Source organism: Streptomyces sp. NPDC042336, from assembly GCF_055581985.1.
Genome location: NZ_JBVJEA010000026.1, coordinates 67,111 through 89,018, shown reverse-complemented (window position 1 = coordinate 89,018; position 21,908 = coordinate 67,111). Strand labels below are relative to the sequence as shown.

21 protein-coding genes and 1 tRNA gene are annotated in these 21,908 nt (G+C 71.1%); 10 read left to right on the top strand and 12 right to left on the bottom strand.

The window, feature by feature from the left end; genetic code table 11:
• Positions 1-96 precede the first annotated feature (96 nt).
• The 3 genes from ACZ6IM_RS35605 to nth are packed head-to-tail and all read right to left on the bottom strand — an operon-like array spanning position 97 to position 3,223.
• A complete protein-coding gene (locus ACZ6IM_RS35605) occupies positions 97-1,302 on the bottom strand; it encodes a MarP family serine protease (RefSeq protein WP_052836410.1) in 1,206 nt (401 codons plus the stop codon).
• A gap of 45 nt (positions 1,303-1,347) precedes the next feature.
• Positions 1,348-2,091 (bottom strand): NUDIX hydrolase, encoded by a 744-nt coding sequence (locus ACZ6IM_RS35600; RefSeq protein ID WP_052836903.1) that lies wholly within the window; start codon positions 2,089-2,091, stop codon positions 1,348-1,350.
• Between the two features lie 52 nt (positions 2,092-2,143).
• On the bottom strand, positions 2,144-3,223 hold the full coding sequence (gene nth, locus ACZ6IM_RS35595) for an endonuclease III (protein ID WP_469562535.1): 1,080 nt from the start codon (positions 3,221-3,223) through the stop codon (positions 2,144-2,146).
• Between the two features lie 369 nt (positions 3,224-3,592).
• Here nth and ACZ6IM_RS35590 point away from each other — a divergent pair, with 369 nt between their 5' ends.
• Positions 3,593-4,267: a Crp/Fnr family transcriptional regulator gene (locus tag ACZ6IM_RS35590; protein WP_003975365.1), complete on the top strand. Its 675-nt coding sequence runs from the start codon at positions 3,593-3,595 to the stop codon at positions 4,265-4,267.
• An 18-nt stretch (positions 4,268-4,285) separates the two neighbouring features.
• Here ACZ6IM_RS35590 and ACZ6IM_RS35585 read toward each other — a convergent pair whose 3' ends face one another.
• The 5 genes from ACZ6IM_RS35585 to ACZ6IM_RS35565 form a co-directional block, all read right to left on the bottom strand.
• Positions 4,286-5,128: an MBL fold metallo-hydrolase gene (locus ACZ6IM_RS35585; RefSeq protein WP_469562531.1), complete on the bottom strand. Its 843-nt coding sequence runs from the start codon at positions 5,126-5,128 to the stop codon at positions 4,286-4,288.
• Positions 5,125-6,036 carry an NUDIX hydrolase gene (locus ACZ6IM_RS35580; protein WP_469562528.1) on the bottom strand — a complete coding sequence of 304 codons (912 nt, stop codon included), beginning with the start codon at positions 6,034-6,036 and terminating at the stop codon, positions 5,125-5,127. The genes ACZ6IM_RS35585 and ACZ6IM_RS35580 overlap by 4 nt, the downstream gene beginning before the upstream one ends.
• A gap of 59 nt (positions 6,037-6,095) precedes the next feature.
• On the bottom strand, positions 6,096-7,160 hold the full coding sequence (locus tag ACZ6IM_RS35575; RefSeq protein WP_469562525.1) for an alpha/beta fold hydrolase: 1,065 nt from the start codon (positions 7,158-7,160) through the stop codon (positions 6,096-6,098).
• 294 nt (positions 7,161-7,454) lie between these two features.
• Positions 7,455-7,922 (bottom strand): RidA family protein, encoded by a 468-nt coding sequence (locus ACZ6IM_RS35570; RefSeq protein WP_052836414.1) that lies wholly within the window; start codon positions 7,920-7,922, stop codon positions 7,455-7,457.
• Positions 7,919-8,080: a DUF4177 domain-containing protein gene (locus ACZ6IM_RS35565; RefSeq protein WP_003975360.1), complete on the bottom strand. Its 162-nt coding sequence runs from the start codon at positions 8,078-8,080 to the stop codon at positions 7,919-7,921. The genes ACZ6IM_RS35570 and ACZ6IM_RS35565 overlap by 4 nt, the downstream gene beginning before the upstream one ends.
• A gap of 129 nt (positions 8,081-8,209) precedes the next feature.
• Here ACZ6IM_RS35565 and ACZ6IM_RS35560 point away from each other — a divergent pair, with 129 nt between their 5' ends.
• Both ACZ6IM_RS35560 and ACZ6IM_RS35555 read left to right on the top strand, forming a co-directional pair.
• Positions 8,210-9,187, top strand: a complete 978-nt coding sequence (locus tag ACZ6IM_RS35560) for an ATPase BagA (RefSeq protein ID WP_052836415.1) — start codon at positions 8,210-8,212, stop codon at positions 9,185-9,187.
• Positions 9,184-10,602 carry an ATPase BagB gene (locus ACZ6IM_RS35555; RefSeq protein WP_052836416.1) on the top strand — a complete coding sequence of 473 codons (1,419 nt, stop codon included), beginning with the start codon at positions 9,184-9,186 and terminating at the stop codon, positions 10,600-10,602. The genes ACZ6IM_RS35560 and ACZ6IM_RS35555 overlap by 4 nt, the downstream gene beginning before the upstream one ends.
• A gap of 41 nt (positions 10,603-10,643) precedes the next feature.
• Here the strand turns inward: ACZ6IM_RS35555 and wblA are convergent, their stop codons facing one another.
• Positions 10,644-10,982, bottom strand: coding sequence for a transcriptional regulator WblA (gene wblA, locus ACZ6IM_RS35550; RefSeq protein ID WP_011029097.1), 339 nt, complete (start codon positions 10,980-10,982; stop codon positions 10,644-10,646).
• Between the two features lie 460 nt (positions 10,983-11,442).
• Here wblA and ACZ6IM_RS35545 point away from each other — a divergent pair, with 460 nt between their 5' ends.
• Positions 11,443-13,719, top strand: a complete 2,277-nt coding sequence (locus tag ACZ6IM_RS35545) for a transglycosylase domain-containing protein (protein ID WP_469562520.1) — start codon at positions 11,443-11,445, stop codon at positions 13,717-13,719.
• A gap of 111 nt (positions 13,720-13,830) precedes the next feature.
• On the opposite strand, the gene ACZ6IM_RS35540 is transcribed toward ACZ6IM_RS35545, so the two are convergent.
• Entirely contained in the window at positions 13,831-14,295 is a 465-nt protein-coding gene (locus ACZ6IM_RS35540) for a GatB/YqeY domain-containing protein (RefSeq protein WP_052836419.1), read from the bottom strand.
• 120 nt (positions 14,296-14,415) lie between these two features.
• Here ACZ6IM_RS35540 and ACZ6IM_RS35535 point away from each other — a divergent pair, with 120 nt between their 5' ends.
• From ACZ6IM_RS35535 to ACZ6IM_RS35515, 5 genes are all read left to right on the top strand, one after another.
• Positions 14,416-15,345 (top strand): metallophosphoesterase, encoded by a 930-nt coding sequence (locus tag ACZ6IM_RS35535; protein WP_469562516.1) that lies wholly within the window; start codon positions 14,416-14,418, stop codon positions 15,343-15,345.
• A gap of 130 nt (positions 15,346-15,475) precedes the next feature.
• Positions 15,476-16,225 (top strand): Pr6Pr family membrane protein, encoded by a 750-nt coding sequence (locus tag ACZ6IM_RS35530; protein WP_052836421.1) that lies wholly within the window; start codon positions 15,476-15,478, stop codon positions 16,223-16,225.
• 67 nt (positions 16,226-16,292) lie between these two features.
• Positions 16,293-16,366, top strand: a tRNA-Pro gene (locus ACZ6IM_RS35525).
• A 935-nt stretch (positions 16,367-17,301) separates the two neighbouring features.
• Positions 17,302-17,727, top strand: coding sequence for a restriction endonuclease subunit S domain-containing protein (locus tag ACZ6IM_RS35520; protein ID WP_052836423.1), 426 nt, complete (start codon positions 17,302-17,304; stop codon positions 17,725-17,727).
• Positions 17,724-18,683, top strand: coding sequence for a hypothetical protein (locus tag ACZ6IM_RS35515; protein WP_469562513.1), 960 nt, complete (start codon positions 17,724-17,726; stop codon positions 18,681-18,683). Before ACZ6IM_RS35520 ends, ACZ6IM_RS35515 begins: the two co-directional genes overlap by 4 nt.
• Positions 18,684-18,869: 186 nt before the next feature.
• Here the strand turns inward: ACZ6IM_RS35515 and ACZ6IM_RS35510 are convergent, their stop codons facing one another.
• The gene (locus ACZ6IM_RS35510) at positions 18,870-19,964 is read right to left on the bottom strand and encodes a sensor histidine kinase (protein ID WP_052836905.1); all 1,095 of its coding nucleotides are present in this window, start codon (positions 19,962-19,964) and stop codon (positions 18,870-18,872) included.
• Positions 19,957-20,652, bottom strand: coding sequence for a VanSc-type vancomycin resistance response regulator transcription factor VanR (gene vanR-Sc / locus ACZ6IM_RS35505; protein ID WP_052836426.1), 696 nt, complete (start codon positions 20,650-20,652; stop codon positions 19,957-19,959). The genes ACZ6IM_RS35510 and vanR-Sc overlap by 8 nt, the downstream gene beginning before the upstream one ends.
• Positions 20,653-20,739: 87 nt before the next feature.
• Here vanR-Sc and ACZ6IM_RS35500 point away from each other — a divergent pair, with 87 nt between their 5' ends.
• On the top strand, positions 20,740-21,846 hold the full coding sequence (locus tag ACZ6IM_RS35500) for an endonuclease/exonuclease/phosphatase family protein (RefSeq protein ID WP_469562510.1): 1,107 nt from the start codon (positions 20,740-20,742) through the stop codon (positions 21,844-21,846).
• Positions 21,847-21,908 lie beyond the last annotated feature (62 nt).

Genomic DNA, 21,908 nt, shown 5'->3' with positions numbered 1-21,908 from the left:
GTCGGGCGTGAATGTCGCAATCCACACCGAACCCAGAAGGCCCTCACCCGTTCAAGCACCCAGCACGCGTGTCACCAACGTCCCGGGACAACACATCTAGAGCGCGCAGCTGTCGCTGTCCACCTGCTGGCTGGCGGTGCGGCCCTTGCTGATGTCCTCGCGGATCTCGTCCGCGGTGAGCGCGTAGCCGGTGTCGGGGTCGTCCAGGGACTTGGCGAAGACCACGCCGTACACCTCGCCCTGCGGCGTCAGCAGCGGTCCGCCGGAGTTGCCCTGACGGACGGTCGCGTACAGCGAGTAGACGTCTCGGCGGACGGTGTCGCGGTGGTAGATGTCCGGTCCGTTGGCCGAGATGCGCCCGCGCACCCGCGCGGCACGGACGTCGTACGCCCCGTTCTCCGGGAAGCCCGCGACGATGGCGCCGTCGTCGCGCTGCGCGTCCTCGTCCTCGTCCGTGAACCGCAGCGCGGGCGCGTCCAGTTCCGGCACGTCCAGTACGGCGATGTCGCGCTGCCAGTCGTAGAGGACCACGGTCGCGTCGTACTTCCGGCCCTCGCCGCCTATCTGCACCGTGGGCTCGTCGACGCCGCCCACGACGTGGGCGTTGGTCATGACGCGGCGGTCGGAGAAGACGAAACCGGTGCCTTCGAGGACCTTGCCGCAGTCGGGGGCGGTGCCCATGACCTTGACGATGGAACGCTTGGCGGTGACGGCGACCGGGCTGCCCGACAGCGCCGGGTCGGGGGCCTGCACCGGGGGGATCGACTCGTCGGAGAACGGGCTGAAGACCTGCGGGAAGCCGTTCTCCGCGAGGACCGAGGTGAAGCTGTCGAACCAGTTCTCGGCCCCGGCGGGCAGCACCTCCTGCACCCCGGCCAGCAGCGTGGACTGCCGTACCTCCTTGCCGACCGTCGGCATCGTGGTCCGGGCGAGGGCGGAGCCCAGCAGCCAGGCCACCAGCAGCATGGCGAGGACGTTGACCAGGGCACCGCCGGTCGCGTCCAGGGCGCGGGCCGGGGACCACGTGATGTAGCGGCGCAGCTTGTTGCCCAGATGGGTCGTCAGGGCCTGGCCGACGGAGGCGCACACGATGACGATGACGACCGCGACGACGGCGGCGGTCGTGCTCACCTCCGCGTTGTCCGTCAGCGCGTCCCAGATCACCGGCAGCAGGTAGACGGCGACGAGTCCGCCGCCGAGGAAGCCGATCACCGACAGGATGCCGACGACGAACCCCTGGCGGAAGCCGACGATCGCGAACCAGACGGCGGCCAGCAGCAACAGGATGTCCAGCACGTTCACCGATTCAGGCCTCGTCTTGTCGTCTGCGGTACGCAGGCCACCCTGTCATGCGCGCCAGTCCAGCGGGACCTGCTTCTCCCGGTCCCAGGGCCGCTCCCAGCCCGCGAAGTGCAGCAACCGGTCGATGATGCCGGCGGTGAAGCCCCAGACGAGCGCCGATTCGACCAGGAATGCCGGGCCTCGGTGACCGCTGGGGTGGATGGTCGTCACCCGGTTGGCGGGGTCCGTGAGATCCGCCACGGGGACCGTGAAGACGCGCGCGGTCTCGGCCGGGTCGACGACACCGACCGGGGTGGGCTCGCGCCACCAGGCCAGCACCGGGGTTACGACGAAGCCGCTCACCGGGATGTAGAGCTTGGGCAGGGCCCCGAAGAGCTGGACGCCCGCCGGGTCGAGTCCGGTCTCCTCCTCGGCCTCGCGCAGGGCGGCCCGCAACGGACCGTCACCGCGCGGATCACCGTCCTCGGGGTCGAGGGCGCCGCCCGGGAAGGCGGGCTGGCCGGGGTGGGAGCGCAGGGAGCCGGCCCGCTCCATGAGCAGCAGCTCCGGGCCACGGCCCGCCTCCTTGCCGCCCTCGCCCGCGCGCGTGCCGTCGCCGAAGAGGATCAGGACGGCGGACTGGCGCCCGGCGCCGTCCGCCGGCGGCAGGAAGCGGCTGAGCTGGGTGGGCCGGACCGTCTCGACGGCCCGCACCACCGGGTCCAGCCAGTCGGGCAGACCCTCCTTGCTGAGCATCGCGCCCCGAGTGCGGTCCCTCGCGGGGCCCTGCGTGTCGCTCGCCCGTGTCATCTCCACCCCCGTCCTGCCGTTTCCAACGCCCGACGCCCCCGTGATCGTTCCGTCACCCGGCCCCCAGCGGCGGTGCCGGCTTCCCGCCCGCGTCCAGGTACGCCTGCGGGGGCTTCAGCCGCTGCCCCGGGAAGCCGCCCTTCTCGTACTTCAGCAGCTTCTTCGCCTTCTCCGGGTCCGTCTCGCCCTCGCCGTACGCCGGGCACAGCGGGGCGATGGGGCAGGCGCCGCAGGCGGGCTTGCGGGCGTGGCAGATGCGGCGGCCGTGCCAGATCACGTGGTGGGAGAGGTCGGTCCAGTCGCTCTTCGGGAAGAGCGCGCCGACGGCGGCCTCGATCTTGTCCGGGTCGGTCTCCTCGGTCCACCGCCAGCGGCGCACCAGGCGCTGGAAGTGCGTGTCCACGGTGATGCCGGGGCGGCCGAAGGCGTTGCCGAGCACGACGAAGGCGGTCTTGCGGCCGACGCCTGGCAGCTTGACGAGGTCTTCGAGGCGGCCGGGGACCTCGCCGCCGAAGTCCTCCGTCAGGGCCTTGGACAGCCCTATGACCGACTTGGTCTTGGCCCGGAAGAAGCCGGTCGGGCGCAGGATCTCCTCGACCTCCTCGGGGACGGCCGCGGCCAGATCCTCGGGGGTGGGGTACTTGGCGAAGAGGGCGGGCGTCGTCTGGTTGACCCTGAGGTCGGTGGTCTGGGCGGACAGCACCGTGGCCACGACCAGCTGGAACGGGTTCTCGAAGTCCAGCTCCGGGTGGGCGTACGGGTAGACCTCGGCGAGCTCGCGGTCGATACGGCGGGCGCGGCGGACCAGCGCGGTGCGCGACTCGCCGCGCGGCGGCTTCGGGGCGACGGTCTTCGCCGGGGCGACGCCCTTGACGGCGGCGGTGGCCTTCTTCGGGGCGACGGCGGGCTTCTTGGCGGGCGCCTGCCTCTTGAGGGGCGCGGCCTTCTTGGCGGCGCCCGCCTTCTTGGCCGCAGGGGTCTTCTTGGCCGCAGACGTCTTCCTGGCTGCTGGAGGCTCCCCGCTCGCGGCGGACTTCCCGGCCGCGGGGGCCTTCTTGCTCGCAGAGGTCTCCCCGCTCGCGGCGCTCTTCACACTCGCGGCGGACTCCTTGCTCGCGGCGCTCTTCTTCACGGCACCCTTCTCCGCAGTCACCCTCTTGGCAGGTACTACCTTCTTCGTCGCTTTCGCCGGTTTCCTACCGCCATCGGGACCCTGTTCGCCCACAGCGGAATCGCGACGTACGCCCACCCGCGCAGCCCCCTAGGCCTGTGCTCTCACCGGCGATTTGGACACCCGGCCAGCCTACGGCCCGGCACCGACATCCGCCCCGGACCTCGAAGATCGGCGTCCAATTGGACCCCTGCCGCGTACCCCGGGACATCAGTGCGGCATCCTTGTGACAGATCACACTGTTTGGACTGTCCGGCAAAATGGGCACCACGGACCCCTGGTACACCGGGGGAACAAGATCCTCTGAGCCGGTCGACAAGGAGAGAACTCGTGGACGACGTTCTGCGGCGCAACCCGCTCTTCGCGGCGCTCGACGACGAGCAATCCGCGGAGCTCCGCGCCTCCATGAGTGAGGTGACCCTCGCCCGCGGCGACACCCTGTTCCACGAGGGGGACCCCGGAGACCGCCTCTACGTGGTCACGGAAGGCAAGGTCAAGCTCCACCGCACGTCCCCCGACGGGCGCGAGAACATGCTGGCCGTCGTCGGCCCCAGCGAGCTGATCGGCGAGCTGTCGCTCTTCGACCCGGGCCCGCGCACGGCGACCGGCACCGCGCTGACCGAGGTCAAGCTCCTCGCCCTCGGCCACGGCGACCTCCAGCCCTGGCTGAACGTCCGGCCCGAGGTGGCCACCGCGCTGCTGCGCGCCGTCGCGCGCCGCCTGCGCAAGACCAACGACGCCATGTCCGACCTGGTCTTCTCGGACGTCCCCGGCCGCGTCGCCCGCGCCCTGCTGGACCTGTCCCGCCGCTTCGGCGTGCAGTCCGAGGAGGGCATCCACGTGGTGCACGACCTGACGCAGGAGGAGCTGGCCCAGCTGGTCGGCGCGTCCCGCGAGACGGTCAACAAGGCCCTCGCCGACTTCGCCCAGCGCGGCTGGCTCCGCCTGGAGGCCCGCGCGGTGATCCTGCTGGACGTGGAGCGGCTGGCCAAGCGCTCCCGCTGACCCACTGCCCTCCGGGGCCTACTCGGGCAGCTGGATGAGCCCGTGCTCGCCCAGGTACTCCAGCTGCGCCCGCACCGACAGCTCCGCCGCCGGCCACAGGGAGCGGTCGACGTCCGCGTACACCTGGGCGACGACCTCGCCCGGCGTGCGGTGCCCGTCCTCCACCGCCGTCTCGACCTGGGCGAGGCGGTGGGCGCGATGGGCGAGGTAGTACTCCACGGCGCCCTGGGCGTCCTCCAGGACGGGCCCGTGCCCCGGGAGCACCGTGTGCACCCCGTCGTCGGCCGTGAGCGACCTGAGCCTGCGCAGCGAGTCCAGGTAGTCACCGAGACGGCCGTCGGGGTGGGCCACCACCGTCGTACCGCGGCCCAGGACGGTGTCGCCCGTCAGGACCGCCCGGTCGGCCGGGAGATGGAAGCACAGGGAGTCCGCCGTGTGCCCCGGGGTCGCCACGACCCTCAGCTCCAGGCCGCCGACCCCGATCACGTCACCGGCGGCCAGACCTTCGTCGCCCAGCCGCAGGGCCGGGTCCAGTGCCCGTACGTTCGTGCGGGTCAGCTCGGCGAAGCGTGCCGCGCCCTCCGCGTGGTCCGGGTGACCGTGCGTCAGGAGCGTCAGCGCGACCCGCTTGCCGGCCCGCTCGGCCGTGTCCACGACGTGCCGCAGGTGGGCGTCGTCCAGCGGGCCGGGGTCCACGACGACGGCCAGGTCGGAGTCGGGTTCGGCGAGGATCCAGGTGTTCGTGCCGTCCAGGGTCATCGCCGAGGCGTTGGGTGCCAGGACGTTCACCGCGCGCGCGGTGGCCGGGCCCGACAGGACACCCCCACGCGGTTGTCCGGGCAGTGCAGTCGCGTCCGTCATGCGGGAGCTCCCCCGGTCGGGTCGGAAGGTGTCGCCGGTGTCGCCGCCGCACTCGGTACGTGCTTGGTGAACTCGTCGTGTCCCGGCCAGGAGAGGACGACCTCGTCGCCGGCCAGCCGGGCGCGGGCCAGTACCGGTGTCATGTCGCGGCCGGGGGCCGACGCCAGCGCCTCGGCCGCCGTGGCGCACTCCGCGAGGCCGCGCAGGGTGGCGACGGTGGGCGGCATCATCAGCAGCTCGCCCTTGTCGTACCCGGCGGTCGCGTCCGCCGGGGTGATCCACACCGTGCGGTCGGCCTCCGTGGAGGCGTTGCGGGTGCGCTGCCCCTCGGGAAGCGCGGCCACGAAGAACCAGGTGTCGTAGCGCCGGGACTCGAACTCCGGGGTGATCCAGCGCGCCCAGGCGCCCAGCAGGTCGGAGCGCAGGACGAGGCCCCTGCGGTCCAGGAACTCCGCGAAGGACAGCTCACGGTCGACCAGCGCGGCGCGGTCCGCCTCCCAGTCCGCGCCCGTCGTGTCGCCGGCCACCGAGTCGCCGGTCGGACCGGCGAGCAGGACGCCGGCCTCCTCGTACGTCTCCCGTACGGCCGCACAGACGATCGCCTGGGCGCCCGCCTCGTCGACGCCGAGCCGGTCCGCCCACCACGCGCGCGTGGGGCCCGCCCAGCCGATGTCGCGGTCGTCGTCGCGCGGGTCGACCCCGCCACCCGGATAGGCGTACGCGCCGCCGGCGAACGCCATGGAGGTGCGGCGACGCAGCATGTGGACGACGGGGCCGGAACCGGTGCCGGTGTCCTTGAGAAGCATGACGGTGGCCGCGCGCCTCGGCGTGACCGGGGTGAGGGTGCCGGCCGCCAGCGCGCGGATGCGGTCCGGCCACTCCGGTGGGTACCACTGACCATTCGCCATGGCCGGAGGCTATCCGGTGACGGGCGGATGTTCGAGTGGCCCCCGGGGCCCGGTGGGCGTCAGGAGGGCAGGCCGGTCAGCCACTCGGTGAGCAGCCGGTTCGTCTCCTCGGGGCGCTCCTGCTGGAGCCAGTGGCCGCAGCCGTCGAGGACGTGCGAGGCGTGCAGGCCGGGCAGGGTGACCGGATACGCCTCGATCGCGTCGGTCAGCCAGGTGGTGGAGGCGTCCAGGCCACCGCCGAGGAACAGCGACGGCTGGGTGATCGGGGCGCCCTCGTGCGCGGCCAGGTCGGCCCAGTCGCGGTCCATGTTGCGGTAACGGTTGAGGGCGCCGGTCAGGCCGGTCCGCTCGAACTCCCCGGCGTAGACGTCCAGGTCCTCCTCGGTCAGCCAGGAGGGCAGCCGCCCGGCGGCCGGGAACCGGTCGCGCATCCTGCCGCCGGGGGCGACGAAGTGCGGGTCGGGCTCCGCCGGGCCGGGCATGGTGTCGGCGGACAGGGCGGCGTAGAGGCCGGCGAGCCAGCCGCGTACGTCGGGCTCGATCTCCGCCTCGGCGCGGCCGGGCTCCTGGAAGTACGAGACGTAGAACTCCTGCCCGGCGAAGGGCCCGGCCGGGTCGCTCATGCCGGCGAAGACCTCGCTGGGCTTCGGGCCGCCCGGCGGGGTGTACGGCACGCTCAGCAGGCCCACCGCGCGGAAGACGTCGGGGCGCAGCAGCGCGGAGTGGGCGGCGATGTTCGCGCCCCAGTCGTGGCCGACGATCACGGCGGAGCTCTCGCCGAGGGCCTCCACCACGGCGACGCCGTCCGCCACCAGGTCGAGCATCCGGTACGCCTCGACGGCGTCCGGCCGCGAGGAGCGCCCGTAGCCCCGGACGTCGACGGCGACGGCGCGGAACCCGGCGGCGGCCAGCGCGGGTAGCTGGTGGCGCCAGGAGTACCAGGACTCGGGGAAGCCGTGCACGAGCAGGACCAGTGGTCCGCTGCCCTGCTCGACCAGGTGGATCCGGCCGGCGGGCGAGGGCACCAGCCGGTGGACGGGCGACCCGGCTGTCCGTCCGGGCCGGTGGGACCGCTGGTCTTCCTGCTGGTCGGCCTGTCGGTCGGTCACGGGCGGCTGCGGCATGGCTCCTCCTGGCGCAAACGGTCGGTACGGCCCCCCGTCCACGGCAGGGACCACCGACCGAGGGCCGGCTCCCGCGCCGAACGGGGCGCCGGAACCGATCCTGCGGGGCCGGGGCGGCGGGGGCGAGGTTTGTTGCCGACCTGGCAACGCGCGGGGCCGTCGGCGCAACGCGCGTGGCCGTCGGCGCGCTCTGGCTGCCGGTCCCGTCGGCCGCCCGTGATGCCGCGGGCGGCGGTTGGAGCCAGAACCGCGTCCCGGCGTCCCGCTCCGTCGGCGCACGGGGAGCCCGGTCCGCTACGGCTGGACGAGCTCCACCTGGATCTCGACCTCCACCGGCGCGTCCAGCGGGAGGACCGCCACGCCGACCGCGCTGCGGGCGTGCACGCCCTTGTCGCCCAGGACCTCGCGGAGGAGTTCGCTGGCGCCGTTGATCACGCCGGGCTGCCCGGTGAAGTCGGTCGCGGAGGCGACGAAGCCGACGACCTTGACGACACGCGCGACGCGGTCGAGGTCACCGGCGACGGACTTCACGGCGGCCAGGGCGTTCAGCGCGCAGGTGCGGGCCAGCTCCTTGGCCTCGTCCGGGGTGACCTCGGCACCGACCTTGCCGGTGACCGGGAGCTTGCCCCCCAGCATCGGCAGCTGGCCGGAGGTGTAGACGTACGGGCCGGACTGCACGGCCGGCTGGTACGCGGCCAGCGGCGGGACGACCTCGGGCAGCGTCAGACCGAGCTCGGCGAGCTTCGCCTCGACGGCGCTCATGCCTGCTTCTCCCGCTTCAGGTAGGCGACGAGCTGCTCGGGGTTGTTCGGCCCGGGCACGACCTGGACGAGCTCCCAGCCGTCCTCGCCCCAGGTGTCCAGAATCTGCTTCGTGGCATGGACGAGCAGCGGCACGGTTGCGTATTCCCACTTGGTCATGCGGCCGACTCTAGCCGTTGGCCGGGGCACCCCCGCAGCCGCTGTCCGGGCATCCGCGCGCGCCGTCCGCGGCGACGTTGTCCACAGCCTCCGGCGTACTCGGCGCGCGGACTGGTTACGCTCGAATACGTGAGCAGGCTCCAGGTCGTCAGCGGCAAGGGCGGTACCGGCAAGACCACGGTGGCCGCGGCCCTCGCGCTGGCCCTGGCCACCGAGGGGAAGCGCGCGCTTCTCGTCGAGGTCGAGGGCCGCCAGGGCATCGCGCAGCTCTTCGAAACGGAGGCGCTGCCTTATGAGGAGCGGAAGATCGCCGTCGCTCCCGGGGGCGGGGAGGTGTACGCCCTCGCCATCGACGCCGAACTGGCCCTTCTGGACTACCTCCAGATGTTCTACAAGCTGGGCAGCGCCGGACGGGCCCTGAAGAAACTCGGCGCCATCGACTTCGCCACGACCATCGCGCCGGGGGTCAGGGACGTCCTGCTGACCGGGAAGGCGTGCGAGGCGGTCCGGCGCAAGGACAAGCAGGGCCGGTTCGTGTACGACTACGTCGTCATGGACGCCCCGCCGACCGGCCGCATCACCCGCTTCCTCAACGTCAACGACGAGGTGGCCGGGCTCGCGAAGGTCGGCCCCATACACAATCAGGCGCAGGCCGTGATGCGGGTGCTGAAGTCGCGGGAGACCGCCGTGCACCTGGTGACGCTGCTGGAGGAGATGCCGGTCCAGGAGACCGTGGACGGCATCGCCGAGCTGCGCACCGCGCGCCTCCCGGTGGGCCGGGTCGTCGTCAACATGGTCCGGCCCCAGACCCTGGACGCCACCGACCTGGAGCTCGTACGGGAGACACCGCGTACGGCCCTGGCCCGGTCGCTGTCCGGGGCCGGGCTCGGCGGGGCGCGGCGGGGCGGGCACGCCGAGCGGCTGGTGGACCCGCTCCTCGCCCAGGCCGGGGAGTACGCCGAGCGGTACGCGCTGGAGCAGGAGCAGCGGGCGGTCCTCGGCGAGCTGGGCCTGCCGACGCACGAACTGCCGCTGCTCACGGAGGGCATGGACCTGGCGGGCCTGTACGAACTGGCCACCGAGCTGCGGAAGCAGGGGATCGCATGAGTCCGGACGACCCGGCCCGCCACCAGGAGGGCGCGCGCCGCCTGAGCCCCGCGCGCGTGCTCGACGTCGACCGCCTGCTGGAGGACCCGCGCAACCGCATCGTGGTGTGCTGCGGTTCGGGCGGGGTCGGCAAGACGACCACGGCGGCGGCGCTGGGCCTGCGCGCGGCCGAGCGCGGCCGCAAGGTGGTCGTCCTCACCATCGACCCGGCCCGGCGGCTCGCGCAGTCCATGGGCATCGACTCCCTGGACAACACCCCGCGCCGGGTGAAGGGCGTCGACGACTCGGCGGGCGGCGAGCTGCACGCCATGATGCTCGACATGAAGCGGACCTTCGACGAGATCGTCGAGTCCCACGCGGATCCCGAACGGGCGGCGGCGATCCTGGGCAACCCCTTCTACCAGTCGCTGTCGGCCGGCTTCGCGGGCACGCAGGAGTACATGGCGATGGAGAAGCTGGGGCAGCTGCGGGCGAAGGACGAGTGGGACCTCATCGTCGTCGACACGCCGCCGTCCCGCTCGGCGCTGGACTTCCTGGACGCCCCCAAGCGCCTCGGTTCCTTCCTGGATGGCAAGCTGATTCGCGTCCTGCTGGCCCCGGCCAAGGTCGGCGGCCGGGCGGGCATGAAGTTCCTGAACGTCGGCATGTCGATGATGACCGGCGTTCTGGGGAAGGTGCTGGGCGGGCCGTTCCTCAAGGACGTGCAGACCTTCGTGGCCGCGATGGACTCGATGTTCGGCGGGTTCCGTACGCGCGCGGACGCGACGTACAAGCTGCTCCAGGCGTCCGGGACGGCGTTCCTGGTGGTCGCGGCCCCGGAGCGGGACGCGCTGCGCGAGGCCGCGTACTTCGTGGAGCGGCTGGCCGCCGAGGACATGCCGCTGGCCGGTCTGGTGCTCAACCGGGTCCACGGCAGCGGTGCCGACGGGTTGTCGGCCGAGCGCGCACTCGCCGCCGCGGAAAATCTTGAGGATCCCCGCATTGTGGATCAGGACGGCGGGAAAGCTGGAGTTCGTACCTCTCCCGGCAACTCTCCCGACACGCACGGCAGTTCAGGACCGGCCGACTCCGCCCACGACGACTCGGCCTCCGATGCCTCGCCCGAGGCTCCCGACCCGTCTCCCGAGGCCCCCGACACCTCTTCGGAGGTCGCCGACAGCTCCTCCGAGGCCCCCGACGCACCGGAGCGGTCCGTCGACGCCCTCGCCGCCGGCCTGCTGCGGTTGCACGCCGAGCGCATGCACCTGCTCGCCCGCGAGCAGCGCACACGTGACCGCTTCACCGCGCGTCATCCCGAGGTGGCGGTCACCGAGGTGGCCGCGCTGCCCGGCGACGTGCACGACCTCGCGGGACTGCGGGACATCGGGGCACGCCTCGCGACCGGCCGGCCCGAGCTGCCCGAGCCGGGCGCCTGATCCGGCCCCCGGGCCCCCGGATCCCCGGGGCCCTTGCGGGGTCAGCCCACGGCCGCGTAGTTCTCGTAGACCTCGTCGTCGTCGAGGGGCACGATGCCGACCCCTCGTTCGTACTCCGTCCGCGCCGTCTCGAGGAGCCGGCGCCAGGAGGTCACGGTGGGCCGCCTGCGCAGCAGTGCGCGGCGTTCCCGCTCCGTCATGCCTCCCCACACGCCGAACTCGACGCGGTTGTCGAGCGCGTCGGCCAGGCACTCGGTCCGCACCGGACATCCGGTGCACACCGCCTTGGCCCTGTTCTGCGCTGCTCCCTGAACGAACAGTTCGTCCGGATCGGTAGTGCGGCAGGCAGCCTGCGCACTCCAGTCGGTTACCCAGCCCATACCGGCGCCGTCCTCTCCCGAATCGAGGCTCCCCCACGGCGGCAGCGGCATATTCACCGCCGCCAGTTGAGGACGTTACGGAAGGTGGGCACAGCGCAACACCCCCTTCGGGCCCAATCTTGAATGGCCCGAACGGACTATGGGTAAGCGGCAGATCACCCGGGGGAGTGAGCTGGCGACATGCGCGACGATCCCGACATACGGGTCATCTCTGTTGCGCCACAACGGACACCGGTTGACACACAAGGCGGATTCGGACACGCATCCCCCACGCCGTGACACGCGCCGGTACACACCAACGCGCCCCCAGCGGGGCCCCCTCGAAAAAAATTCGAGCAGGTCCGGAACGATTCGGGGTCGCCGGACGTATTGATACGTGGCCTCACTGCTGTGACAGTTGAGTGCAGCTTAGGCCAAGGCATATACGCGTGTCCGGCGAATGAGAACGTAGGCTGCCTCCATGCCAAAGAAGCGCTCGGGCGGTGGTCTGTCGCCAACGCAGCAGGCCGCCAAGTTCCTCGGTGTCAGTGTGCTCGCGGGAGCAGTGCTGGCCGGCATCGCGTTGCCCGCCGTGGGCGCGCTGGGCCTGGCCGCCAAGGGGTCGGTGGAGAGCTTCGACGCCCTCCCGGCCAACCTGAAGACTCCTCCGCTGAGCCAGCGCACCGCCATCCTCGACGCCGAGGGCGGCACCATCGCCACGGTCTACTCGCGCGACCGCACGGTGGTCGACCTCAAGGACATCTCGCCGTACATGCAGAAGGCGATCGTCGCGATCGAGGACTCGCGCTTCTACGAACACGGCGCGGTCGACCTGAAGGGCGTCCTGCGCGCCCTCAACAAGAACGCGCGCAGCGGCGGGGTCTCCGAGGGCGCGTCCACGCTCACCCAGCAGTACGTCAAGAACGTCTTCGTGGAGGAGGCCGGCGACGACCCGACGAAGGTCGCCCAGGCCACCCAGCAGACCATCGGCCGCAAGATCCAGGAGCTGAAGCTCGCGATCCAGGTCGAGGAGGAGCTGGGCAAGAAGAAGATCCTCGAGAACTACCTGAACATCACGTTCTTCGGCCAGCAGGCCTACGGGGTCGAGGCTGCCTCTCAGCGGTACTTCTCCAAGCACGCCAAGGACCTCAACGTCCAGGAGGCCGCCCTCCTGGCCGGCATCGTCCAGTCGCCCAGCCGGTACGACCCGGTCAACGACGAGGCGGAGGCCACCAAGCGGCGCAACGTCGTCCTGACGCGCATGGCCCAGGTCGGCGACATCTCCCCGGCCCAGGCCGAGAAGGCGAAGAAGGCACCGCTCGGGCTGAAGGTCAGCAAGCCCAAGAACGGCTGCATCACGGCCGTGAACGACGCGAGCTTCTTCTGCGACTACGTGCGCGAGGTCTTCCTGAGCGAACCGGTCTTCGGCAAGACCCGCAAGGACCGGGCCAAGGTCTGGAACCAGGGCGGCCTGACCATCCGTACGACGCTCGACCCGCAGGCACAGGAGTCGGTGCACCAGTCGCTCAAGGACCACGTCAACAAGTCGGACTCGGTCGCCGCGGCGAGCACCCTGGTCGAACCGGGCACCGGCCGGATCGTCGCCATGGGCCAGTCGAAGCCGTACGGCTACGGCAAGAACGAGACCGAGATCAACTACTCGGTCGACCACGCGGTGGGCGGCTCCAACTTCGGCTTCCCGACGGGTTCGACGTTCAAGCCCTTCCTGGCGGCCGCTGCCCTGGAGGAGAACGTACCGGCGACGAAGGAGTACGCGTCGCCGTACGACATGGACTACCCGAGCCCCATCCAGACCTGCGACAGGCCCTGGATCAACGACAACGGCTACCGCGTCGAGAACGAGAACGAGTCGGAGGTCGGCCCGTACCGGCTGAAGGAGGCGATGGCCAAGTCGGTCAACACCTACTTCGTCCAGATGCTCGCCGACATCGGGCTGTGCCCGGTCTCCTCCATGGCGGACAAGCTCCACGTCCACCAGGGCAACGGCGACAAGCTGCCGCAGAACCCCTCCGCCCTCGCCCTCGGCTCGGTCGGTATGTCCCCGCTGACGATGGCGAGCGCCTACGCGACCTTCGCCTCGCGCGGCATGTACTGCACGCCGGTCGCGATCGAGTCGATCGCCCAGAAGGTCGGCAACAAGCAGAAGTCGCTCGAGGTGCCGAAGTCGACGTGCTCGCGCGCCATGACGGAGAAGACCGCGGACAGCGTGAACACCCTGCTGCAGGGCGTGGTCGACTCCGGTACCGGTAAGGCGGCCGGTCTGAGCGACCGCGACAACGCCGGCAAGACGGGTACGACCGACGAGCGCAAGAACGCCTGGTTCGTCGGCTACACGCCGAACATGTCGGGCGCCGTGTGGGTCGGCAGCGCCAGCCAGGAGGTCGAGATGAAGAACATCACGATCGGCGGCGTCTACCATCCCCTCGTCTTCGGTGGCGCGGTCCCGGGCCCGATCTGGAAGGACGCCATGACCGGCGCCCTGGACGGCAAGGACTCCCCCTCGTTCAACCTCGTCGACATCCCGGACGGCGACAAGAACAAGAACAAGGACAAAGACAAGGACAGGGACAAGGGCCGCGACGAGGACAAGCCCGACGACGGGAACAACGGCGACGGGAACGACGAGGGCTTCATCGCCGGCCTGACCGACGGCGGCACCGGCAACGGCGGCGGGGACGGCGGCTTCCCCGGGAACCTGATCCAGGGCCCGGGCAACGGTCCCGGCGGACGGCGCTGACCGACCCCTTCACCGAGTGAGGGCCCCCTCCGCTGGTCGCGGAGGGGGCCCTCACTCACTGCTCTTGCCGCTCTTGCCGCTCTTACTGCGTCACAACGGCGCCGCGGCGACTCAGCCGGCCAGGAGCTTCTTGACCGCGGCGGCGACCCGGCCGCCCTCGGCCTGTCCGGCCACCTTCGGGTTCACGATCTTCATCACGGCGCCCATGGCGCGCGGGCCCTCGGCGCCGGCCGCCTTCGCCTCCTCGACGGCCTGCGCGACGATCGCGTTCAGCTCGTCGTCGGAGAGCTGCTTGGGCAGGTAGGCGGCGAGCACCTCGCCCTCCGCCTTCTCCCGCTCGGCCTGCTCGGCACGACCGCCCTGGGCGAAGGCCTCGGCGGCCTCACGGCGCTTCTTCGCCTCGCGGGTGATCACCTTCTGCACCTCGTCGTCGGAGAGCTCTCGCTTCTCCTTCCCGGCGACCTCCTCCTTGGTGATCGCGGCCAGCGTCAGCCGGAGCGTCGAGGAGCGGAGCTCGTCGCGCTCCTTGATCGCGGAGTTGAGGTCGTCGTGCAGCTTCGACTTGAGCGTGGTCATGGACCTGATTGTCGCAGGTGCGCGAGGAACGGCGCCCGCTGATTTCCGCGCCCTCGGTGGCGGTGGCCCCGGACGGCCTCCCACCACCGCTTACCCCAGGGCTTCTGACACGATGGAGGTATGCGCGCGCGATACGGAGTACCCCTGGGAATCACGGCGGTTGGCACCGCCGGTCTGATCTACGCGGCGGGGATCGAGCCCCGCTCCTTCCGCCTCCGACGGGTGACGGTCCCCGTCCTCCCGTCCGGGATGCGCCCCCTGCGCGTGCTCCAGGTCTCCGACATCCACATGGTCGGCGGTCAGCGCAAGAAGCAGCGCTGGCTGCGCTCGCTGGCCGGGCTGCGCCCCGACTTCGTGATCAACACCGGCGACAACCTGTCCGACCCGGAGGGCGTCCCCGAGGTACTGGACGCCCTGGGTCCCCTGATGGAGTTCCCGGGCGCCTACGTCTTCGGCTCCAACGACTACTACGGTCCCCGGCCGCGCAACCCCGCCCGGTACCTGCTCGAGAAGGTCCAGGGCCGCCACGGCCTCAACGGCAACCCGCCGGTGGTGGGAGCCGTCCACAACCCGTGGGAGGACCTGCGTGACGGTTTCGACGCGGCGGGCTGGCAGAACCTCACGAACACCCGCGGCTCGCTCAAGACCGAGGGCGTGTCGGTCGAGCTGACGGGACTGGACGACCCGCACATCAAGCGGGACCGGTACGCGGAGGTGGCCGGCGGCCCGTCCGGCACGGCCGACTTCTCGATGGGCGTGGTCCACGCCCCGTACCTGCGCGTCCTGGACTCCTTCGCGGCGGACGACTACCCCTTGATCCTGGCCGGCCACACCCACGGCGGCCAGCTGTGCATCCCCTTCTACGGCGCCTTGGTCACCAACTGCGACCTGGACACCGACCGCGTGAAGGGCCTGTCCACGCACACGTCCGGGGGCCACACGTCCTACCTCCACGTCTCGGCCGGCTGCGGCGCGAACCGCTACACCCCGTTCCGCTTCGCCTGCCCACCGGAGGCGACGCTGCTCACGCTGGTGGGGCGGGAGCACTGACCGACCGGGCCCCCCGGGGGTCCCGGGGCTCCCGGGGCTCCCGGTCGTCCGAGGAACCGGGGGCCGCCCGGAGTAACCCACACGGCCCACCCACATAGCCCGCTATGCCTGGTCTGTCTACTTTGAGTCCATGACAGCCCCGATACCCCGGGACATCCCGGACCTCCCCCCGATTCCGGGCCACGTCGTCCTCCCGCCCACCGTCGTACCGGCCCGCGCCGTACTGATCCCGGCCCGCCGTCGCCTGGTCGCCGTCTTCCGCGGCCTGATCGCCGCGCTGGCCCTGACCGGCGTGACGTTCGAACTGCTCGCCGGCGGTGCGCCCACGACGGCCCTGAGCCACTTCACGATCCAGAGCGGCATCCTGCTGGCGCTGGTCATGCTCGTCTCCGCCCGGTGCGCCTGGTCCGCGCACCACCCGCTCCCCGGTGCCCTCACGGGCGCGGCCCTGTTCTACGTCGTCGCCGCGGGCCTGGTCCACCATCTGCTCCTGACCCACGCGGCGAGCCCCTTCGCGGCGCCGGACGGCAGCGGCACGGCCTGGCAGACCGCCGCGACCCACATCCTCCACACGGCCGTCCCGGTGGCCGCAGCCCTGGACTGGCTCCTCCTGACCCCCGCAGGCCACCTGCACCTGCGCCATGCCCCCGCATGGCTCCTGTACCCCCTGGCCTACCTCGCCTTCACCCTGGCCCGCGGCGCACTGCTCGCCCCCGGCTCCCAGGACCGCTACCTCTACCCCTTCCTGGACGTCGACCAGCACGGCTACAAGATCGTCCTCGGCAACGCCCTCCTCATCGGCCTCGCCCTCTACGCCCTGGCCGTACTCCTCGTCGCCCTGGACCACATCCGCCCGGACCCGCTCCGCCGCCCCCGGTAAACCGGATTTCGCCTCCGGCCACCGGTGGGCTAAAGTAAACGACGTCGCCGCGACGAGCAGCGACAATCGGGGTGTGGCGCAGCTTGGTAGCGCGCTTCGTTCGGGACGAAGAGGTCGTGGGTTCAAATCCCGCCACCCCGACAGAGAAACACCAGGTCAGGCCCGGTGCTGAGAGATCAGCACCGGGCCTGATTTGCTGGCCTTGGCGAGGCGCCTCCCGTTGCGCTGCTGACGCGGAACACGAAGGCCGGCACAGACTGATCCCCGATCCCGCAGCACCGAATCGTGCTCGCCGTGGCCAGCACGAGCGAACTCTGCAGCACGCCGCAGAGGGGACCGACATGCTCAGCCGCAGGCCGTTGCGGACGAGGTGCCTACAAACCGGGAAGGACTCCCAGGAAGTCACGCACACGACGCCACCCGACAGCCGTGACGGCTGCGGCGATGCCGCGCACAATGGCGAACGATTCCTGGAGCGCGTGGCGCCGCAGCGAGACCGGTGCGACACCCTTCCAGAACGCGGATCGCACGACGGCCGCTCAGACGGATCCGCACCCACGCTCGGCGCCGGGTGCCGCGCGCTGATGACGGGGATGTTCTACCGCTCGGCCCTACTGTCGTCATGGGCGCGATGATGCAGTACCCCACTGACGACACCCGCATGGAGCTGCCTTCAGTCGGCTTCTGAGTCAAGCGACGGAAGCTCTCAGGCTGGGTGGCGGTCATTCCCCTCTGAGCCGTGGTCCCAGGGACAGGAAACGCGCCTGGGTCCGCCGTGTCCGCAAGCTCTGTCGCAGTCGGCTCCTCGCGCCGTCGCGGTGTCGTGCCGGTCGCTCCGTGTCGGCTCCGTCGGTGCTGCGGGGGCTTGTCACCGGTACGGCGGCGTCGGCTGTTCGGGGTCACGGGGCCGGTGCGGACGGGTGAGAACCGTCGTGACCGGTGGGCTTTTCCAGTCGTTACCACCTGCGACGGGCGTTCGATCTATCCGGTCCACAACACGCCTTGTATCACGCTAAGTTGTGCCTTCCGGAGAGGTGTAGCGGTCCACGTCTCTCCCACACATCACTGGGAGCGAAATGCTGGAAGAACTTGCCGTGCTCGGAGGCGCGGCGCTGGTGAGCGCGGTGACGTCCGACATCTGGGAGTCGGTCAGGAGCGGCTTCACTCGGTTGGTGCGCCGGGGCGACCGCGAGGAGCAGCGTCAGATCACCCGCATCCTCAACAGCGCGCCCGCCGAGATCGCCGAGGCCGAGGATGACGCCGAGCGGCAGCAGGCGGCCGAGGAAGGGCTGGCGCAGGACATGACGAGGGAGCTGACGCAGTTCCTCACCCGCCACCCGGACGCGGCGGACGAGCTGCGAGCCCTGGTCGACGAGGTGCGCCGGCGGATCGAGGCACGACCGGCGGCTCCGGCCGGGCAGGTCAACAACGCCTACGACAACGCCGTGCAGTACATCACGCAGAGCGGCGACATCAACGTCAACGGGGTCCCGCGCAGGTGAGCGAGGAGCAGCAGCCGCGCGCCGAGCGGCGGCAGGAGACCGGACAGCAGGGCGTCGGGCAGCAGAACAACGCCGCCGACCGGGCGGTCCAGTTCATCGCGCACAGCGGCACGATCAACGTCCATCAGGCCACACCGGCGGACCCGGCCCCCGCCGTGGCGGCAGCCGAGCCGAAGCGGCGGCGACTGCGGCGGGCGATCGTGCTGACGTCCACCGGCGCTGGCGCCGCAGCCGTCGCCCTGGTGGTGGGCACCCTGGCCTGGACCGGATCCGGTCCCTTCGACCGGGTCGAGGAGACGGGGGACGCCCGGGGGCTGACCACGGCCGTGGAGTCGACGAGCCCGTCCGCGTCGCCGAGTCCGTCCGCGACGGCGACGGCGACGGCGTCGCGGACCGCGAGCAGCGCGAGCCCGGGCACGGAGCCGACGGTGGAGAAGCCAGCCAAAGAACTGGCGGAGCCGGCCCCGTCGTCGGCGCCGACGGAGAAGCGGACGTCACCGAGCGTCGACTTCACGGAGCAGGCCAACACCCACTGTGGGACTTTTCGCGACATCGTGCACTCCTCGGCCATCAAAATACGGGCCTGCAGCCAGGTGAACCCGGACCGGCGAACTGCCACCTTCGGCATGCAGGTGTGGAACACCGGAGTCAAACCCGTGACGGTGAGCACCATGGTCAAGCAATTCCGCTCCGGAGCGCAGGCGGACTGCCCCGGAATGTCGTCACCGCGTCGGAAGATCGACATCAATCCCGGTGACTCCTGGTGGAGCGACCTCAGCCTGTGCGGTGCGGAAGGCCTGGACTTCGAGCCGTTTCAGGCAGTGGCCTACGCCGTCGAGGATCCAGCGGGCAACATGGACCCCACCTCGCCCATGGGCGTCAACTCGATCTCGCTCACGCTGAACGACAAGGGCCAAGTGCTCTGCAAGTACGGCAACGCCTGGACTCCCTGCTGAACGGACTGGACGACGCCGCCGTCACCGGCGACTTTCTCGACCGCAACCTCGGACGTCCCGTCCCGTCGCGTCGCGTCGCGTCGCGTCGCGTCGCGTCGCGGAAGGGCTGAGGGCGCGCGGCTGGACCGTTCACCGCGCACCTGGCCACCCTGGGTCCTCCTGGGCTCCCTCCATGGGCTCAGTCGCTCACCTTCCGGCAGGCAGGTGGGTCGGTGGTAGGTGCACGGTGATGCGGAGACCCCCCGTGGGGCGGGGGGTGAGGGTGAGGGTGCCGTCGTGGGCCTGGGTGATGGTGTCGACGATGGCCAGGCCCAGGCCTACGCCCGGGTGGTCGGTGTGTACGCGTTCCGTGCCGCGCTGGAACGGTTCGGTCAGGGTCGAGGCCTGGTGGGGGCTGATCGGTTCACCGGTGTTCTCGACGGTGAGCAGGGCGGCGTGAGGGCCGGGGGTCGTGCGGACCCAGACTCTGCCCCGGCCGGGGAGGTTGTGGACGATCGCGTTGTGGACCAGGTTCGTGGTCAGTTGCAGCAGGAGGGTCGGCGATCCGAGGGTGGGGGTCACCTCGCCGCCGGTTTCGAGGGTGATGCCGTGTCTCTCCGCGAGAGGGAGGAGGGTTTCGGTGGCCTCTTCCGCGAGGAGGGACAGGTCGACGTGTTCCCGGGTGAAGGAGCGCTGGCCGGCGCGGCTGAGCAGGAGCAAGGCCTCGGTGAGGTCGATCGCCCGGGTGTTCACGGTGTGGAGGCGGTCGATGATCTCGTCGGTGTCCTGGTCCGGGTCGGTGCGGGCCACGTCGAGGAGGGCCTTGGAAACGGCCAGCGGGGTGCGCAGCTCGTGAGAGGCGTTGGCCGCGAAGCGCTGCTGTTCGGCCACGTGGGCTTCGAGGCGGGCGAGCATCGTGTCGAAGGCGTCGGCGAGTTCGCGGAACTCGTCCCTGCGCCCCGGCAACCGGATCCGGTGTGACAGCGAACCGGCCTCGGCCGTGCGGGTCGCGTCCGTGATGCGGTCCAGGGGGGCGAGCATGCGTCCGGCGAGGAACCATCCGCCCACGAGGCCGAACACCAGGAGGAACGCCATGACCCAGGCTGCCGTGGGGGCGAAGCTGCGGAGGAAGACCGTACCCGGAGTCGCTCTCACCGCCCCCCATTCGTTGGTGATCAGCCACCCCTGTCGCACGAGGAACACGCCCACGGCCGCGAGCAGCAGGGCACCGGCCAGCATGAGGAATCCGGCGTAGCTGAGGGTGAGTTTGAGACGGACGCTCAGGCCGGGCTGTCTAATCACGGTCACCGCCGTCGTGCCCGGCGTCGGACCCCGTGTCGATGCGGTAGCCGACGCCCGGCACGGTGGCGATGATCCACGGTTCGCCCAGGCGCTTGCGCAGGGCCGAGACGGTGATGCGGACGGCGTTGGTGAAGGGGTCCGCGTTCTCGTCCCACGCGCGTTCCAGGAGTTCTTCGGCGCTGACGACCCCGCCCTCGGCGGCGACCAGCACTTCGAGTACCGCGAACTGCTTCCTGGTCAGCGCGACGTAGCGGCCGTCCCGGTAGACCTCTCGGCGGAACGGGTCGACGCGCAGGCCGGCGATCTCCCGCACGGGAGGTCTGCTGTGGGCGCGCCTGCGGTCGAGTGCCCTGAGCCTGAGCGCCAGCTCCTGCAGTTCGAACGGTTTGGTGAGGTAGTCGTCGGCGCCGAGTCCGAAGCCCGAGGCCTTGTCGTCGAGGCGGTCGGCCGCGGTGAGCATGAGAATCGGCATACCGCTGCCGGAGGCGACGATGCGCGCGGCGATCTCGTCGCCGGACGGGCCGGGGATGTCGCGGTCGAGGACGGCGATGTCGTACGCGTTGATGCTCAGCAGCGTCAGCGCGGTGTCGCCGTCCCCCGCGATGTCCGCCGCGATCGCCTCCAGGCGCAGGCCGTCGCGGATCGCCTCCGCCAGGTAGGGCTCGTCCTCGACAATCAGCACACGCATGCCGTCGAGATTACGAGTGGGCGCATATCGTCGGCATATCGAAAACCGCATACGTGCCGGCAACATCGCGCCCCGTTCACTGGCCGTATGCGCCAGATCTCACCACCGACCCCGCCTCCGGCAACAGAAGCGGGAACAGAAGCACGTACAGGTACAGGAAGCGCGAGAGGTGCAGGGGCTGCGCGCGGCCTGCTGCCGCGCGCCGTGTTCCGTCGAGCCGTCCGGTCCGGGGCCTGGAAGCGGGGACCGGTGCTAACGGGGGCGGCGCTCCTGCTGGGGCTGGTCATGCTGCTGCACGCCGAGATCCCGAACCGGGTCGGCGCCCTCGGCAGTCTGGTGGAGACCTTCCTGCCGTGGTTCGGGGTCTTCGTCCCCGTGCTGGCGGCCGGGGCGCTGTGGCGCCGGTCCGCCTCCGCGGTGATCGCGCTGGTGCTTCCGGTGACGGTGTGGCTGAGCCTCTTCGGCGGGCTGCTCTCCGAGAAGTCCGCACCGGGCGGCGACCTCACCGTGGCCACCCACAACGTCGGCGCCGAGAATCCGGACCCGGCCGGCACCGCCCGCGACCTGGTCGCCTCCGGGGTGGACGTGCTGGCTCTGGAGGAGATCACCCCTGAGGACCGCGGAGTGTACGAGAAGGGGCTCGCGGGGGCGTACCCGTACCACACCGTTCAGGGGACCGTCGGGCTGTGGAGCAGACTGCCGCTGTCGGACACGCGGCCGGTCGACATCGCGTCGGACTACGGGCCGCTGGCGGACACCAAGCCCGCCGACGTCCAGCTGGCCGGCAGCCGGGCGCTGCGGACCACGGTGGCCACGGACCAGGGACCGCTGGTGGTGTACGTCGCCCACCTGGGCTCCGTACGGCTCACTCCCCGGGCGGGCTTCTGGACGGACTCCCGCGACCGGAACGCGCGGGCGCTCGGCGAGGTCCTCGCCGCCGATCGGAGTGAGCGGGTGATGCTGCTCGGCGACCTGAACGGCACCCTGGACGACCGCGCGCTGTCGGGCATCACCTCACAGCTGCACTCGGCGCAGGACGCGGCGGGGGACGGCTTCGGCTTCACCTGGCCGGCGAAGTTCCCGGTGGCGCGGATCGACCAGATCCTGGTGCGAGGCATGGAACCGACCGGCTCGTGGGTGCTGCCCGCCACCGGCAGCGACCATCTGCCGGTGGCGGCCGGAGTCAGCCTGTGAGCATCGCCCGACGAGGGATAAGGCACCGTCCCTGCCCGGCGTGCCCGGGACATATCGTCGGC

Bases quoted from the DNA above. Each gene is read 5' to 3' on its own strand.
- ACZ6IM_RS35600 (WP_052836903.1), bottom strand. From the start codon at position 2,091: ATGACACGGGCGAGCGACACGCAGGGCCCCGCGAGGGACCGCACTCGG.
- ACZ6IM_RS35585 (WP_469562531.1), bottom strand. From the start codon at position 5,128: ATGACGGACGCGACTGCACTGCCCGGACAACCGCGTGGGGGTGTCCTG.
- ACZ6IM_RS35580 (WP_469562528.1), bottom strand. From the start codon at position 6,036: ATGGCGAATGGTCAGTGGTACCCACCGGAGTGGCCGGACCGCATCCGC.
- ACZ6IM_RS35575 (WP_469562525.1), bottom strand. From the start codon at position 7,160: ATGCCGCAGCCGCCCGTGACCGACCGACAGGCCGACCAGCAGGAAGAC.
- ACZ6IM_RS35570 (WP_052836414.1), bottom strand. From the start codon at position 7,922: ATGAGCGCCGTCGAGGCGAAGCTCGCCGAGCTCGGTCTGACGCTGCCC.
- ACZ6IM_RS35565 (WP_003975360.1), bottom strand. From the start codon at position 8,080: ATGACCAAGTGGGAATACGCAACCGTGCCGCTGCTCGTCCATGCCACG.
- ACZ6IM_RS35555 (WP_052836416.1), top strand. From the start codon at position 9,184: ATGAGTCCGGACGACCCGGCCCGCCACCAGGAGGGCGCGCGCCGCCTG.
- wblA (WP_011029097.1), bottom strand. From the start codon at position 10,982: ATGGGCTGGGTAACCGACTGGAGTGCGCAGGCTGCCTGCCGCACTACC.
- ACZ6IM_RS35545 (WP_469562520.1), top strand. From the start codon at position 11,443: ATGCCAAAGAAGCGCTCGGGCGGTGGTCTGTCGCCAACGCAGCAGGCC.
- ACZ6IM_RS35540 (WP_052836419.1), bottom strand. From the start codon at position 14,295: ATGACCACGCTCAAGTCGAAGCTGCACGACGACCTCAACTCCGCGATC.
- ACZ6IM_RS35535 (WP_469562516.1), top strand. From the start codon at position 14,416: ATGCGCGCGCGATACGGAGTACCCCTGGGAATCACGGCGGTTGGCACC.
- ACZ6IM_RS35530 (WP_052836421.1), top strand. From the start codon at position 15,476: ATGACAGCCCCGATACCCCGGGACATCCCGGACCTCCCCCCGATTCCG.
- ACZ6IM_RS35520 (WP_052836423.1), top strand. From the start codon at position 17,302: ATGCTGGAAGAACTTGCCGTGCTCGGAGGCGCGGCGCTGGTGAGCGCG.
- vanR-Sc (WP_052836426.1), bottom strand. From the start codon at position 20,652: ATGCGTGTGCTGATTGTCGAGGACGAGCCCTACCTGGCGGAGGCGATC.
- ACZ6IM_RS35500 (WP_469562510.1), top strand. From the start codon at position 20,740: ATGCGCCAGATCTCACCACCGACCCCGCCTCCGGCAACAGAAGCGGGA.